Source organism: Thalassococcus sp. (assembly GCF_982780845.1).
Genome location: NZ_CEYADA010000020.1, coordinates 22,812 through 37,292, shown reverse-complemented (window position 1 = coordinate 37,292; position 14,481 = coordinate 22,812). Strand labels below are relative to the sequence as shown.

General features: G+C 57.0%; 15 protein-coding genes and 1 tRNA gene. 7 read left to right on the top strand and 9 right to left on the bottom strand.

All coding sequences use genetic code 11. From position 1 onward, the window contains the following. Nucleotides 1-40: 40 nt before the first annotated feature. The 3 genes from AC4FIA_RS17035 to AC4FIA_RS17025 form a co-directional block, all read right to left on the bottom strand. A tRNA-Leu gene (locus AC4FIA_RS17035) sits at nucleotides 41-126 on the bottom strand. 44 nt (nucleotides 127-170) lie between these two features. Then, nucleotides 171-704 carry a tetratricopeptide repeat protein gene (locus AC4FIA_RS17030; protein ID WP_490366826.1) on the bottom strand — a complete coding sequence of 178 codons (534 nt, stop codon included), beginning with the start codon at nucleotides 702-704 and terminating at the stop codon, nucleotides 171-173. 45 nt (nucleotides 705-749) lie between these two features. Further along, a complete protein-coding gene (locus AC4FIA_RS17025; protein ID WP_407703075.1) occupies nucleotides 750-1,214 on the bottom strand; it encodes an Lrp/AsnC family transcriptional regulator in 465 nt (154 codons plus the stop codon). Nucleotides 1,215-1,331: 117 nt separating this feature from the next. On the opposite strand from AC4FIA_RS17025, the gene putA reads away from it, so the two are divergent. Continuing rightward, nucleotides 1,332-4,700, top strand: a complete 3,369-nt coding sequence (gene putA / locus AC4FIA_RS17020; protein WP_490366825.1) for a bifunctional proline dehydrogenase/L-glutamate gamma-semialdehyde dehydrogenase PutA — start codon at nucleotides 1,332-1,334, stop codon at nucleotides 4,698-4,700. A 31-nt stretch (nucleotides 4,701-4,731) separates the two neighbouring features. Continuing rightward, nucleotides 4,732-5,478 (top strand): rhomboid family intramembrane serine protease, encoded by a 747-nt coding sequence (locus tag AC4FIA_RS17015; protein ID WP_490366824.1) that lies wholly within the window; start codon nucleotides 4,732-4,734, stop codon nucleotides 5,476-5,478. Here AC4FIA_RS17015 and AC4FIA_RS17010 read toward each other — a convergent pair whose 3' ends face one another. Then, nucleotides 5,479-6,270, bottom strand: a complete 792-nt coding sequence (locus AC4FIA_RS17010) for an inositol monophosphatase family protein (protein ID WP_103911456.1) — start codon at nucleotides 6,268-6,270, stop codon at nucleotides 5,479-5,481. It lies immediately after the preceding gene. Nucleotides 6,271-6,345: 75 nt separating this feature from the next. After that, on the bottom strand, nucleotides 6,346-6,678 hold the full coding sequence (locus AC4FIA_RS17005; RefSeq protein ID WP_490366823.1) for a hypothetical protein: 333 nt from the start codon (nucleotides 6,676-6,678) through the stop codon (nucleotides 6,346-6,348). Between the two features lie 272 nt (nucleotides 6,679-6,950). Here AC4FIA_RS17005 and AC4FIA_RS17000 point away from each other — a divergent pair, with 272 nt between their 5' ends. After that, nucleotides 6,951-8,309, top strand: a complete 1,359-nt coding sequence (locus AC4FIA_RS17000) for a hypothetical protein (protein WP_490366822.1) — start codon at nucleotides 6,951-6,953, stop codon at nucleotides 8,307-8,309. A 67-nt stretch (nucleotides 8,310-8,376) separates the two neighbouring features. Here the strand turns inward: AC4FIA_RS17000 and thyX are convergent, their stop codons facing one another. Continuing rightward, on the bottom strand, nucleotides 8,377-9,279 hold the full coding sequence (thyX, locus tag AC4FIA_RS16995) for an FAD-dependent thymidylate synthase (RefSeq protein WP_490366821.1): 903 nt from the start codon (nucleotides 9,277-9,279) through the stop codon (nucleotides 8,377-8,379). Between the two features lie 201 nt (nucleotides 9,280-9,480). On the opposite strand from thyX, the gene AC4FIA_RS16990 reads away from it, so the two are divergent. From AC4FIA_RS16990 to AC4FIA_RS16975, 4 genes are all read left to right on the top strand, one after another. Further along, nucleotides 9,481-10,539 carry a hypothetical protein gene (locus AC4FIA_RS16990; RefSeq protein ID WP_490366820.1) on the top strand — a complete coding sequence of 353 codons (1,059 nt, stop codon included), beginning with the start codon at nucleotides 9,481-9,483 and terminating at the stop codon, nucleotides 10,537-10,539. Nucleotides 10,540-10,571: 32 nt separating this feature from the next. Beyond that, complete coding sequence (locus AC4FIA_RS16985; RefSeq protein ID WP_490366819.1) at nucleotides 10,572-11,963, top strand: surface lipoprotein assembly modifier; 1,392 nt, start codon at nucleotides 10,572-10,574, stop codon at nucleotides 11,961-11,963. A gap of 63 nt (nucleotides 11,964-12,026) precedes the next feature. Then, nucleotides 12,027-12,461, top strand: coding sequence for a VOC family protein (locus tag AC4FIA_RS16980; RefSeq protein ID WP_103911460.1), 435 nt, complete (start codon nucleotides 12,027-12,029; stop codon nucleotides 12,459-12,461). Between the two features lie 101 nt (nucleotides 12,462-12,562). After that, nucleotides 12,563-13,201: a DUF1194 domain-containing protein gene (locus AC4FIA_RS16975; protein ID WP_490366818.1), complete on the top strand. Its 639-nt coding sequence runs from the start codon at nucleotides 12,563-12,565 to the stop codon at nucleotides 13,199-13,201. Here AC4FIA_RS16975 and AC4FIA_RS16970 read toward each other — a convergent pair. From AC4FIA_RS16970 to AC4FIA_RS16960, 3 genes are all read right to left on the bottom strand, one after another. Continuing rightward, nucleotides 13,198-13,695, bottom strand: a complete 498-nt coding sequence (locus AC4FIA_RS16970) for a MarR family winged helix-turn-helix transcriptional regulator (RefSeq protein ID WP_488050053.1) — start codon at nucleotides 13,693-13,695, stop codon at nucleotides 13,198-13,200. The genes AC4FIA_RS16975 and AC4FIA_RS16970 overlap by 4 nt on opposite strands. A gap of 89 nt (nucleotides 13,696-13,784) precedes the next feature. Beyond that, a complete protein-coding gene (locus AC4FIA_RS16965; RefSeq protein WP_103911463.1) occupies nucleotides 13,785-14,063 on the bottom strand; it encodes a succinate dehydrogenase assembly factor 2 in 279 nt (92 codons plus the stop codon). A 1-nt stretch (nucleotide 14,064) separates the two neighbouring features. Next, nucleotides 14,065-14,454, bottom strand: coding sequence for a helix-turn-helix domain-containing protein (locus AC4FIA_RS16960; protein ID WP_490366817.1), 390 nt, complete (start codon nucleotides 14,452-14,454; stop codon nucleotides 14,065-14,067). Nucleotides 14,455-14,481 lie beyond the last annotated feature (27 nt).

Below are 14,481 nucleotides of genomic sequence, written 5' to 3'. Positions count from 1 at the left end.
GTGACATTCGCCCTATGTATACTCAGGATATACAACTCGCTGGTACCCGCGGCCGGACTCGAACCGGCACGGCATTACTGCCTGGAGATTTTAAGTCTCCTGTGTCTACCATTCCACCACGCGGGCCAGCAGCGCGACCATAGCGGCGTGTTTCGGGAAGTGGAAGTAGCTCAGAGCTCTTCGCCGGGAAGTTCTTGCAAAAGATGACGTTCTGACAGCCAGGGGTTCAGTTCCAACGCCTCGCGCAGCACCTTTGCGCCTTCGGAAAAACGATCCAATCCGAACAAAGTCAGGGCCAACCCCGAATAGGCCCCGATGTGGGTGGGGTTAAGGGACAACGCCTTGTCCAGATCGGGCAAGGCGGCCTCATAATCTTCGCGCAGGAAATTGATGAAGGCCCGCTGATTGTAGCCTTCGGCATAATCGGGACAGTAGTCCACCAACTTGCTGAACCGGTCGAGGGCGCGCATGTAATCATACGACGACCGTGCAGACATGCCTTCGTTCAAAAGCATCTGCGCGGTTTCATCCGGCGCATCCGTCCACAGCGCCCACAGCTGATCATTCAGCTGCTGGGCCTCATATTCGGTATCCGCGTTCTGGATGGCCGCAATCAGCGCTTCGATTTCAGGGGTTTGATGCGAAAACTCGGGGCAGTCCGCCATAGCAGGCAGAGGTACAAGGCCCAAGCTGGTTATGATCAAAGCGCGTATCATACCGTGAATGCGACCACGGCGACCGGCTTTGGGTCAAGTCACGTCTGCGAGACTTTCCTCTTTCACCGCTTGCATCGCCACATAGGTTGAGGTGCCCGCCATATAGGGAAGCGTTGAAATATGGTCCGCCAGAACACGACGATAGGATCGCATGTCGTGGGTGCGAACCTTGAGCAAATAGTCGAAGTTGCCCGCAATCAGGTGGCATTGTTCGATTTCAGGCACTTTGGCAACAGCCGCGTTGAACTTGGCCAGCGCCGCTTCGCGCGTGTCGGACAGGCGCACCTCGACAAAGGCGACGTGGTCTAGACCCAAGGTGATCGGATCAAGAATGGCGCGGTAGCCACGGATCGCGCCGATCTCTTCAAGCCTGCGCAAACGGGCCTGTGTCGGGGATTTCGAAAGACCGATCCGCTTTGCCAGTTCGGTGATCGAGATTCGGCCATCCTCGGCCAAGGTGCGCATGATTGCCTGATCGAAGCGATCGAAATCCACCATTGCCATTTGCATCGAAAATTACCCGTTTTTTAGTTTTTTAGATATTTGAAACGGCAAACTTCAGAGAAAATCACCGCACAATATCGCGTATCATAGTCATATCGACCGGAGATTGCCATGCTTAAAAACACCTCACATGCCCTGCGCGACGCAATTGAGCATAGTGCCTATGCCGATGAAGCCCAGAAGATCGCCAATCTGAAGGCCAGTGCAGATCTGTCCGCCACGGATCGCGACATGATCAGCACCGAGGCCGCCATTCTGGTGCGCGCCATCCGCGACGACACACGCCCCGGTTTGATGGAGGTGTTTCTGGCAGAATACGGTCTGTCCACCGACGAGGGCATCGCGCTGATGTGTCTGGCCGAGGCGCTGCTGCGCGTTCCGGATGCCGACACCATCGATGCGTTGATCGAAGATAAAATCGCGCCGTCGGATTGGGCCAGCCATTTGGGGCATTCGACCTCGCCTTTAGTGAACGCCTCGACTTGGGCGCTGATGTTGACGGGACGTGTTTTGCATGACGAAGACAAAGGCCCCGTCAGCCATCTGCGCAGCGCAATCCGGCGTTTGGGCGAACCGGTGATCCGCACGGCGGTGTCCCGCGCGATGCGTGAAATGGGCAATCAGTTTGTTCTGGGCGAAACTATCGCCTCGGCCATGAAGCGCGCCAGCAGGTCCGAGGCCAAGGGTTATACCTATTCCTACGACATGCTGGGCGAAGCGGCGCGCACCGACGAAGACGCCCAGCGCTATTTCGAGGCATATCGGAACGCTATCCGCGCCATCGCGGGTGCGGCAAAACATGACGATATCCGCGAAAATCCGGGCATTTCGGTAAAACTGTCGGCGCTGCATCCGCGCTATGACATTCTGCAACGCGATCTTGTGGAACAAGAGCTGACCCCCCGTTTCCGCGCGCTCTGCATCGAGGCCGCGCAGGCTGGCATCGGGTTGAACGTCGATGCGGAAGAGGCGGACCGCCTGACCGTTTCGCTGGATGTGATCGAAGCGGTTCTTGCCGATCCCACGCTGGCCGGTTGGGACGGGTTCGGCGTGGTGGTTCAGGCCTACGGCAAACGGGCCGCAGACGTGGTTGACTGGCTGTATGATCTGGCCACAAGACTGGACCGCAAGATCATGGTGCGTCTGGTCAAGGGCGCCTATTGGGACACCGAAATCAACCGCGCGCAGGTGGCGGGATTGGACAGCTTTCCGGTCTTTACGTCCAAGGCCGCAACGGACGTGTCCTATATCTCGATCGCGCGGAAACTGTTGGGTATGACCGACCGGATTTATCCGCAGTTCGCGACGCACAATGCGCATACCGTTGCTGCCGTTCTACACATGGCGGATGATCTGAAAGCCTTTGAATTCCAACGCCTTCACGGCATGGGCGAGGCATTGCACGACATCATCAAATCGCGCAACGGCACGCGCTGCCGTATCTATGCGCCGGTTGGCGCGCATCGCGATCTGCTGGCCTATCTTGTGCGTCGCCTGCTGGAAAACGGGGCGAATTCGTCATTCGTCAACCAGATCGTAGACGAGGACGTCAGCCCGACCGAAATCGCTGCCGATCCTTTCGACAACATCTCTGGCGCGGCCATCCAGACCGGACCTGATCTGTTCATGCCGGAACGTGCGAACTCCAAAGGCTGGGATATGCGCGATACGCCGGACATGTCGGCGATTGATGCGGCGCGTGGCGCCTTTGCCAACCACGCATGGACGGCCGATCCGGTTGTTGTGGGTCAGACGCCTGACGGAACGGCGCACCCTGTGCTCAATCCCGCAAAACCGGACGACCACGTAGGCCAAGTCACGTGGGCCGGTCCCGAAACCGTTGCAAAGGCGGTTGAGGCCGCCAGCCCTTGGAACGCTCCTGCTGTGGTGCGCGCCGCCGCGCTGACCCATGCGGCGCATCTGTATGAGGAAAACTTTGGCGAACTCTTCGCGCTCCTGCACCGCGAGGCGGGTAAAAGCGTGATGGACGCAATTGCCGAACTCCGCGAGGCGGTGGATTTCCTGCGCTACTACGCAGCCCGCGCCACTGATGCGCCCGCCTTGGGGCGGTTTGCCTGCATCAGCCCGTGGAACTTCCCCTTGGCCATCTTCACAGGCCAGATCGCGGCCGCCTTGGCCGCAGGAAACGCGGTTCTGGCCAAACCGGCAGAACAGACGCCGCTGATTGCTGTGCGTGCCGCCGAACTGATGATCGAGGCGGGCGTGCCCCCCACTGCCCTGCAAATCCTGCCGGGTGATGGGGCGACAGGCGCTGCCCTGACATCGAACCCCGCCATTGACGGGGTCGCCTTCACCGGATCGACAGAGACCGCGCAGATCATTCACAAGACGATGGCGAAGCATCTGAACCCCGGTGCGCCGCTGATTGCGGAAACCGGCGGGTTGAACGCGATGGTCGTGGATTCAACGGCCCTGCCCGAACAAGCGGTTCAGGCGATTATCGAGTCTGCCTTCCAATCCGCAGGCCAGCGCTGCTCGGCCCTGCGGTGCCTGTATGTGCAGGAAGACATCGCAGACGGGTTTATCGACATGTTGAAAGGCGCGATGGATTGTCTGCAAATCGGCGACCCCTGGCAGACGCGCTGCGATGTCGGCCCCGTTATCGACGAAGAGGCACGCGCAGGCATTCAGGATTATATCGACGAAGCTATGGCCAAAGGCCGTGTGCTGCATGCGCTGCCCTGCCCTGACACCGGCCACTTCGTTGCGCCCACGTTGATCAAGGTGAACAGCATCGCCGATCTGGGGAAAGAGGTTTTCGGCCCCGTCCTGCACGTCGCGACCTTCAAATCGGACGAACTGGACGCCGTGATCGATGCCATCAACGGGACGGGTTACGGGCTGACCTTTGGCCTGCAGACACGGATCGACGATCGCGTTCAATACGTGGCTGATCGGATCGAGGCAGGAAATATCTATGTGAACCGCAACCAGATCGGCGCGATTGTCGGCAGCCAGCCCTTTGGTGGCGAAGGTCTGTCCGGCACTGGCCCGAAAGCAGGCGGGCCTTTGTATCTGGATCGCTTCCGTGCGCATCCCGTGGATCAGACCGAACCCAAGGCCGCGCCGGACACCCAATTGGAACTGCCCGGCCCGACCGGCGAATCCAACGTGCTGACGCTTCGCCCACGCAAACCGATCCTCTGCCTTGGCCCGACCAGTGACGACATCGCGCGTCAGGTCCAAATGATCGAAGCGATGGGCGGCACCGCCAAAACCGTGTCCGGCCAGTTGGAGCCAGCCAAACTGGCGGGCTTCGGCAACATCGCAGGCGCCATCTGGTGGGGCGATCATGACACCGGCCGCGGGTATCGCAAGGCATTGGCCCAGCGCGCTGGTCCGATCCTGCCGCTGATCACGGGCGCACCTGACACGGGCCACGTGATGGGTGAACGCCACGTCTGTGTGGACACCACAGCAGCGGGCGGAAATGCGAAACTATTAAGCGGGGCATCTTGACGCCCCGCCCGTTCGCCCCGACTTTGATTGCATGTTTCCAATTCGCGATCACAACCCGTCGGGGCGCGTGCCCTTTGTCACCTACCTTCTGATCGCGGCGAATGTCCTGATCTTCATCGGCTATTATCCTCTCTTTTCGCAAGAGATGGAGTTGAACCGCTTTTTCTATGATTACGCCCTGATCCCCGCCCGCGTCAGCCAGGGCGATGGGCTGGGCGGGTTCGTCAGTTCGATGTTTTTACATGGCGGTATCGCGCATTTGGCTGGCAATATGCTGTTTCTGTATATTTTCGGCGACAATATCGAAGACAAGATGGGCCATCTGGGCTTTGCCTTGTTCTATCTGGCCTGCGGTCTGGCCGCCGGTGGCGCGCAGTATCTGACCGAACCCTTTACCCCTGTTCCCATGGTCGGTGCCTCGGGCGCGATTGCGGGTGTGATGGGGGCTTACCTGCTGCTGTTCCCAAGGGCGCAGGTGGATATTCTGATCATCCTGATCATCATCTTCCGCGTTATCACGATCCCTGCGTGGATTATGCTGGCCCTGTGGTTCGGCATGCAATTGATCGGCGGGATCGGCACGGCGACCGACGCGGGCGGCGTGGCCTATTGGGCGCACGCGGGCGGCTTTATTGCGGGCGTGGTGCTGGCCCTACCCATCTGGCGCGCGCTGGGCGGGCCGGATTTCTGGGATCGGACAGACGGACAACCGCCGCATCCCGAAGCGACCTATCGCATCGGGCGGACCAATGTTCCGAAAATCAGAAGAAAGCGCTGATTACGCTTCGCGGATCGTGCGGGCGAACTGATCGAAAATCTGGTTGTTCGCACAAAGGATCGAACCGCTTTCCAGCGGGTCCTGACCTTCACGTACACCGGAAACCAAGGCACCGGCCTCAAGCGCCAGAAGCGCACCAGCGGCTGTGTCCCAGATCTGAAGCTCACGTTCCCAATAGCCGTCGTAACGGCCAGCGGCGACGTAGGCCAAATCCAGCGCGGCGGAACCGAAGCGGCGCACACCGGCGCATGCAGGCATCAGGTTCGCCAAATCTTTTAGCGTGGCAGGCAGCGTCTTTTTCGCAGCGAACGGAATGCCTGTGGCAAAGATCGCTTCGATCATGCGCGTACGACCAGAAACGCGCAGACGTTTGTTGTCGTTCAGCCATGCACCTGCACCGCGCTCTGCATAGAACAACTCGTCCTTGGCCGCGTCAAAGACCACACCGGCCACGATCTGGCCTTTGTGTTCCAACGCGATGGACACTGCCCAATGGGGCAAGCCGTGCAGGAAGTTTGTTGTGCCGTCCAGCGGATCGACGATCCAGCGGCGTGTCGGGTCTTCGCCGTCGATCTCGCCACCTTCTTCGGCCAACCAGCCGTAGGTGGGACGTGCGCCCAACAGTTCTTCTTTCAGGATTTTTTCCGCCGCCAGATCAGCGCGGCTGACAAAGTCGCCTGCGCCCTTCATGGACACCTGCAGATTCTCGACTTCGCGAAAATCTTTTACCAAGGAACGGCCCGCCTTACGGGCCGCTTTGATCATGATGTTTAGGTTGGCGCTGCCTTGCATGGCGATCGGGACTCCTAATTCGTCAGGGCGCGCGTATACGCGTCCTTTTCCCAGAAGCCAAGAGCAGCAGAAGGCTTAGCGGTAAACCACGCCTTTTTCACCAATAGGCGCATAGACACCCTTCACGCCAACAGGCGCGCTGTAGCTGCGCACGACCTTTTTCTTCGGCGCGCTGACACGGTTGATGTAGGGGCCTGCGTTCGGCTCGCCGCAGCAGATCACGCCACCCATCATCACAGGCTGCTGGCCTGCCGGGCAATTGTTTGCGGCTTTGTATTCGTGCATCAGAACGTTGCTGTTCGGATTGTGCGTGGCGTCGCCCTTGTAGGCATCATCCCACGCAAAAGCCGTCGACGTGCTTAGCACCAGTGCAGCAACCGCCGCCGGAAGTGTTTTTGTAAACCGCATGGGTTCCCCCGTAAAACTCTTGATACTCGGGACCAAAGCGCCCCACTTGCTGCGCTGAATCTTACCCAGACTGCTGATTAAGTCAAACTTTTCAAACCATTCATGATGGCTGATGTGTTGGCACGGACATGCGTCAACAAGGTTCTACCGCTTCCCACAAGAGCATCTCCTGCTCTTTTCCTCCGAACGAATGCACTTGAGCGCCATGCCAACAATTCATTGACGAGCGGAGCGGAAATAAATCAACTTGAAGTTATTAAAGGAGCTTCAAATTGAAAGATTTACTTCCTGACTTTTTAATCCAAGGGGAAACCGCGAGGCTGTTTCCAGTTTTATCGACAACTTCAAAAGAGGGACGAACGACTTCGATCGTTCTAGCTTGCTTATCGAAGGTAGACGAGTTCGGCGCGAGCTTACTCTCCACGCTTGGTCAACGGGTCGGCACTCGCTCAAAGATCGACACCTACACTGAAGTCGTTTTCAAAAACCGACTGACCGGGCCCAAGGACAGACCGGACGGTCTAATTGTGCTAAACAGCGGCAGAAAGGAGTGGCGCGCGCTGGTCGAAGCGAAGATAGCTAACTCCGAATTGAATCTTGAGCAAATCGAGAAATATCGGCAACTTGCCAAGGATAACAATCTTGATTGCGTAATCACCATCTCCAATCAGTTTACCCCAACTCCATCCCAACATCCGGTCGATGGAGTTAGCAGAAGCAGATCGAAAATACCTGTTTATCATTGGTCATGGATGCACATCCTTACCGAGGCTGACTTGCTGCTCAATCAGGACAACGTTTCCGACAACGATCAAAAGCTTTTACTAAACGAATTGCGTCGGTTTCTCTCGCATGAAAGCGCAGGCGTTAAGGGCTTTGACCGTATGCCTAAAGCGTGGAGCGACCTCAACAAACTGATATCAAGCGGCGGAATCGTTCCTAAAAGATCCAGCGACGCGCTGGAGGTGGTTCAGGCTTGGCATCAGGAAACAAGGGACCTATCCCTGATCTTAAGCCGAATGACCGAAGCATCTGTGAGCGAAAAGCTATCCAGAAATCACAAAAACAATTTGGCTGATCGAGAAAAGGACGCCTTGTCCAAGTTGTGCGAAACTCAGGAACTCAATGCCTCATTGGAAATTCCAGATGCCGCCGCAACACTAGATATCAACGCGAACATCCCGCGAAGAACCATCGAAGTGGGCATGACGTTACGCGCTCCAGAAGATAAGGTGTCAACCAAAGCACGATTGAATTGGTTATTACGACAAATCAAAACCGAGAAGACCGAAGACTTATTTGTTCGCCTCCTGTGGCCCGGCAGCGCTCCTCCGACACAGCACTTATATTCAGAATTGAAGGAAGACATAGCGCTCGCCGAAGTCGGAATGGAAGGCAAATCACCTCATAGCTTTAGCGTGTTCTATTCAAAGAGATTAGGCGGTCGCTTCACTCAGCAAACAAATTTCATTGTGGATTTAGAAGAGATAGTACCAAGCTTCTATGCCAATGTCGGCGTGCTTTTGAATGCATGGAAGAAACCACCTCCTACTATCAAGAAAGAGCGCTCCTCTGCTGAGGATGTGGCGGTGGACGCCATCTCTGATGATGCGGGTCAATACAAGCTTTAAAATACATAACAAAGAAAGCCGGCACGCATGGTGCCGGCCTTCGTAAAGTCATTGGTCTGATCTGACGTTACAGCAGCGCTTGGAATTCGCGCCATTCGCCTTTGGACATGCCGGAATTTTCCTGCGTGACCTCTTCGCCTTTGATCATGCGGCGGACGCAGTCCAGTGCGGTGGACGACAGGGTCGCGCCGCCCATGCGGTAGTCTTCGAACGCTTTGTAGGCGTAGGGCACCCAATCAGCGACCAGCTTGCAGATTTCATCGGCATAGACGCGGATTTCGTACTGGGCGTGGGCATCGGCACGCAGGCGCAGGAAGTGCAGCAGGTTGTGCAGATCCACCTTCCAGTACCACTGGGTGTAGACGTTTGCAGGCAGGTTCATGCGGGCCAGTTCGCGGGCCAGACCCTGCTGGTCGTCCTGATTGATCATCTCTTCGTAGTGATCATAGCAGCGCATCGCATCATCGCGCAGGTAGCGCAGCACGCGCTCGGCCTCTTCGCCGCTCAGCGCCTCGCCGCGGCCTTGGTTGTTGACCACAGACTGCGCCGCCAGATGTTCCGGCGCAGGAATGTAGAATTCGCGATCCAGAATCGAATAGCGGGCGGAGTATTCGTTCACGTTTGCCGTCCGGTGGCGGATCCACTGGCGCGCCACGAAGACGGGCAGTTTGACGTGCAGCTTCAACTCGCACATCTCGAACGGGGTCGAGTGCCAGTGGCGCATCAGGTAGCGGATCAGACCTTCGTCATTCGAAACGGCCTTGGTGCCTTTGCCGTAAGATACACGCGCCGCCTGCGTGATCGCGTTGTCGTCGCCCATATAGTCGATCACACGGACAAAGCCGTGATCCAGAACCGGATAGGCGGTGTACAGATGCTTTTCCATGCCGGGGGCTGTCGCCCGCAGGGTCTGTGTGGTGGTGGACCGCAGTTCGTTGATTTCGTCCTGTTGGTCTTGTGTCAGGGGCATGGTTTGTCTTCTCCCACCAGATGAATCGCTCGCCCCATATGTTGCAGATAACTTCGGGGAAAACCACCATATAGAGTGAAGACATTTAAGCCGCAGGAAAATTTATTTCGCGGTCAAGACCTTCGTTAAGGTTGACTTGGCAGTGGGGTATTCTCAGGGTATTGGCAAACCCAAATAAATTAGGTTCGGGGCAGTTAAGGCATGTTACGTATTTCCGCGATGATTTTGGCATTGGCGCTTGTTTCCGCGTGCGGCGGTGGCGGCAGCAACCCGCTGCAGAACACCGAAGAAGAAGAAACGGACACGGATACCGGTACAGACACCGAAGACGATGCTGATCCCATCGGCGGCGATCGCACCTTACCGCCGGGCACAGCAAGCCCAACACCGGACACAGCAATTGTTCGCGTAGAAGCAGATGACGGCGAAGGCGCGGGTGTCGCAACCGGCTACGACTATGACTCGGCAACCGATACTTTCTACGTTGATAACCTCGCGTTTGACGGCGACAACACATACAGCCGCGGGACTGCAGTATCGTCCTTGGCCCCGAATATTGCCGTGTATGAATCCGACGCTCCGGGCATCGATCCCATTTCCGGCCTTCAACACGATGATGCAGAATACCGTGCCGTCTATGGCGTCTCGGATACTGGTACGACAAAATTCGCGATTGTGCGTCCGGCCGGTTACAACGACTTTGGGTTCCGCGGATATACATACGAACGTGAAGGCAGTGTCACACTGCCCACCGACATTCAGGCGACCTACATAGGCGACTACGGCGGCGTCCGTGTCTACGAAGGCACCACAGGCCTCGACTATGTGACAGGCACAGCAGTCATGAGCGTGGACTTCAACGACTTTAACCAAGCTCCGGGCGTATCGCTTTATGTCGTTGACCGTCATCTCTACGATATCAACGGGAACGACGTGACAACCGAATATCTCGATGCGCTGATGGCCGCCAATACCCAAGGTGTTCGTCCGACCAACGAACTTGGCCAAGACAATCTGCCTGACATCAACCCAGTAATCCGTATAGATGCCGCCGATACAAACGGCGAAGTCACAAGCGAAGTCTTTACGCTGCTCGAACTGGACAATGGCTCAACCACGAACCTGTCGAGCGGTAACTACTATGCGATCATGGCAGGTGACGGTGCTTCCGAGATTGTCGGTATTGTTGTGATGACCGGTACAGACCCTAGAAACTCGACCTCGTTCGAAGAAACCGGCGGCTTCATCGTCACACGCTAACTGCGCGGACCTGATTAAAGAGGGCGCCAACCATGCGACTGGCACGTTGTCTGATCTGCATTGCAGCCGCCAGCTTTGCGCTTGCGGCACCTGCCCTATCCGATACTGGGGCAGGACAGGTCACTGTTGCGTCGGGAACCTACACGCCGGATGAAATGCGCCGATTGGCTGTGACCCTTTTGGTCAACCGTCAGCCAGTTCAGGCGTTGCGTGTGGCAGAGGCCCTGACAGTTCGCGATCCCGAAGACGCTGATGCATGGTTGTTAGTCAGTCGTGCTGCGCGGGATGTAGGACAGAGCGATTTGGCAAAATCCGCTGCGCAGAATGCGTGGAAATATGCCAATAACGATGAGGTCAAATATGCTGCGGCACTGGCCAATGCGCAGGCCTTGTCGTCGGACGGGGCACGCACGCGGGCGCAGTGGTGGTTGCGCCGGGCGTTGCAGATTGCGCCGACACCGGAACTGAGGGCCAAGGCCGAGCGTGATTTCCGGTATGTGCGTGAACAAAACCCGTGGTCCACGCAACTGAGTTTCTCGGTCTCGCCCAGTTCGAACGTTAATGGTGGATCCAGCAGTGACACGGTGTCGATTTACGATCTGCCGTTCGATTTTGTGCTGCAGGGATCAGCACGGGCGCTGTCGGGCGTTGAATATTCCTACGGACTTTCCACGCGTTACACGCTGCGAAAGACGAAACAGACACGTACAAGCCTAAGCTTTGCGGCCTCGCACAAGACCTACAGCCTGTCCGAGGAAGCCAAGGATATTGCACCTGACACCAAGGGCAGCGACTTTGCGCTTACACAACTGTCGGCGGGGCTGTCGCAAGACTGGTTTGCTGCCAATGGGCGATTGGCGCTGAACGGCCAGATCGGTGTGAACAAGGCGTGGTACGGCGGTGAGCCGCTCAGCCAGAGCGCAACCGCCTCGACTGGTCTGAGGTATGCGATCACGCCAAAGCTGGCGGCGAGTTTGACTGTGAACCACGAATGGCAAGAAGGTCTGGGCGAACGTCAGGACGCCAATTTGCTGCGCAGTTCGGCCAGCCTGAGTTACGTCATACCCGGCGGTCACGGGCTTCAGGTGGGTGTTGGTCAGGCCAGCAGCCAATCGGACGCGACGTATCTGGATTTCGAAGAACGCTCTGCCTTTGTGGCCTTTGCATGGGGCAAGCCCGTGTTCGGCACAAAGGTGCAGCTGGCCGTTGATGCCAAGCACCGGCACTTTGATGCGACCACCGTGTCGTTTGGCGACCGCGACGACTATACCTACGGAGCCGAGGTGAATTTCACCGTCAATGCGCTGGATTACTACGGCTTTGTTCCAACAGTAAAAATCCGCACGGAAGAGACGGATTCAAACCTAGCGATTTACGACCGTGACAATCTGGGTTTGCAGCTGGGCCTGAAATCCCGGTTCTGAGCCCCTCGACAAACCCGCGCGGGCCGCTACCCTCGGATAAAGATTTCAAACCGAGGACACCCTATGTCGATCCGATATTTGCACACGATGGTCCGCGTCAAAGACCTTGAGGCGTCGATTGCGTTTTACAAACTGCTTGGCCTGAAAGAACGCCAGCGCAAGGAAAGCGAGGCGGGGCGCTTTACGCTGGTGTTTCTCTGCCCGCCGGATCAGGACGATGGCACCGCAGATGTTGAGCTGACGTATAACTGGGATGGCGATGACGGGTTGCCTTCGGACAGCCGCCACTTTGGCCACCTCGCCTATAAAGTCGGCAACATTTATGAACTTTGCCAAAAGCTTATGGACAACGGCGTGACGATCAACCGCCCGCCGCGTGACGGCCACATGGCCTTTGTCCGCTCGCCCGACAACGTGTCGGTCGAACTGCTGCAAGAGGGCGATGCCCTTCCCCCGCAAGAGCCGTGGGCCTCGATGGAGAATACGGGCCATTGGTAAGCGGCAGCGGGCAGCGGCGATCCTTTTACCATCGTGCCCTAACCGGCGCGGTGGCGGCTGCTGCCTTCTGTTTTCCCGCGCTGGCTCGGGCTGATTGCAGCTTGGCCCTGCTGCTTGCGCTTGATGTGTCCTCATCGGTTGACGCCGAAGAATACGATCTTCAGCGCAATGGCGTGGCTTTGGCGCTGGACGATCCCGACGTGCGCCGTGCGCTGCTGGCATCCGGCACTCCTGTTGCCCTCGCCGTCTACGAATGGAGCGGCCGGCGGCAGAACCATATCGTTCTGAACTGGTCGCTTATCAACGACAACTCCGACATCGATCGGGTCGTCGCGGCCATAGCCTCGTCCAAACGCAGCTTTACGCGGTTTCCGACCGCGATGGGCTATGCCCTTGGGTTCGGAGCCACGATGCTGGAACGTGCGCCGCAATGTGATCGCAAGGTGATCGATGTTTCAGGCGACGGCATCAGTAATGACGGGTTCGGCCCGCAATTGGCCTACAAACATTTTCCGTTCTCTGATGTCACCGTCAATGGCCTCGCCGTTCTGGGGGCCGACCCGATGGTTGAATTCTATTTCGAGGATCAAGTGCGCCACGGTCCGGGCGCCTTTGTCGAAACTTCCACGGGCTATGTCGGTTACAAAAACGCGATGACGCGCAAACTTTTGCGTGAAATCGGCGGTATGGTGGTCGGCCATCTGGATGATCCGGATCGTGCCGATATTGCCGCCAATTAATAGATGTACCTGATCTGATCGGTCCAATAGCGTTCAACGCGCTTGAGGGAGTCCGTGATGTCCAGAAGACCCTCTGCGCGCAGAACGTTCTTCTTTTCGATACCTTCGGCGTGACGCTGGAACAGCTTGTCCACGATGGCGCGGATTTCGCGGCCCTTTGGCGTTAGCTTAACCCGCACAGACCGGCGGTCGATTTCGCAGCGCTGGTGATGCATATAGCCCATTTCGACCAGCTTTTTCAGGTTATAGCTGACGTTGGACCCCTGATAATAGCCGCGCGATTTAAGCTCGCCCGCCGTCACCTCGTTGTCGCCGATGTTGAACAACAAAAGCGCCTGAACCGCGTTGATATCCAGCACGTTGGTACGTTCGAATTCGTCCTTGATCACATCCAGCAGCAAACGGTGAAGCCGTTCGACCAGTGCCAATGCCTCAAGATACCCGGTCATGAACCCGGAACGGGCCGGTGTACCGAGCGTGGAATGTATGCTCATCTGTCTCTCCGTTTGTCCGTAAACGCAGAGAACGTTGCGCTAATTTCACGAAAAATCGGTTAAACCACGACGTTTCGATAAAATCTGAGTTATTTCGCAGGCTCTTGGGCTGCAATTTCGGAAATCAGACCGGAAAATTCCGAAGGCGCCGCATCCTGACCGGAAATCCATTTGTAGAGATCCTGATCATTTTCCGACAACAGATCATCGTAATGGGCCAGTTGGTCGTCTGTCATGCCTGACAGACGCGCATCAGCAAAGCGCATCAGGATTAAATCCATTTCCTTCGTCCCGCGACGCATGGACCGCATCGCCAAGCGTTTGATCTTGTTTTCGCGGGTTTCATTTTCCGGTCGGATTTCCTGCATATCAGCCCCCGTTGGCGATTGCGGTCCGCAGACGTTTTTCCAAACGCGACATACGGCCAGCCATCGACTTAATTTCAACCTGCAGATCACGCATGTCCTGCAGGACGGCCTTTACATCAGCGGAGGGGGCCATTTCGTCAAGGGGTGCTTCAACACCGTCGCCTTCGCCCATCAACAGCCAGCCAATCGACACGTTCAACAGACCCGAGATCATCGAAAGCTTGTTGGCGCGCGGCTCCGAAATGTCTGCTTCCCAGTTCTGCAGCGTCTTCAGTTTGACACCGATGCGACGTGCGAACTGTTCCGGCGTCATTCCCGCTGCGTCCCGTGCAGCCGCGATCCGGTCACCGAATGTTGCTGTTTCAGGTCCATACCAGTCGTCTGTGCTCATCTGTGTCTCCTTATAGGTCGTCAGTTT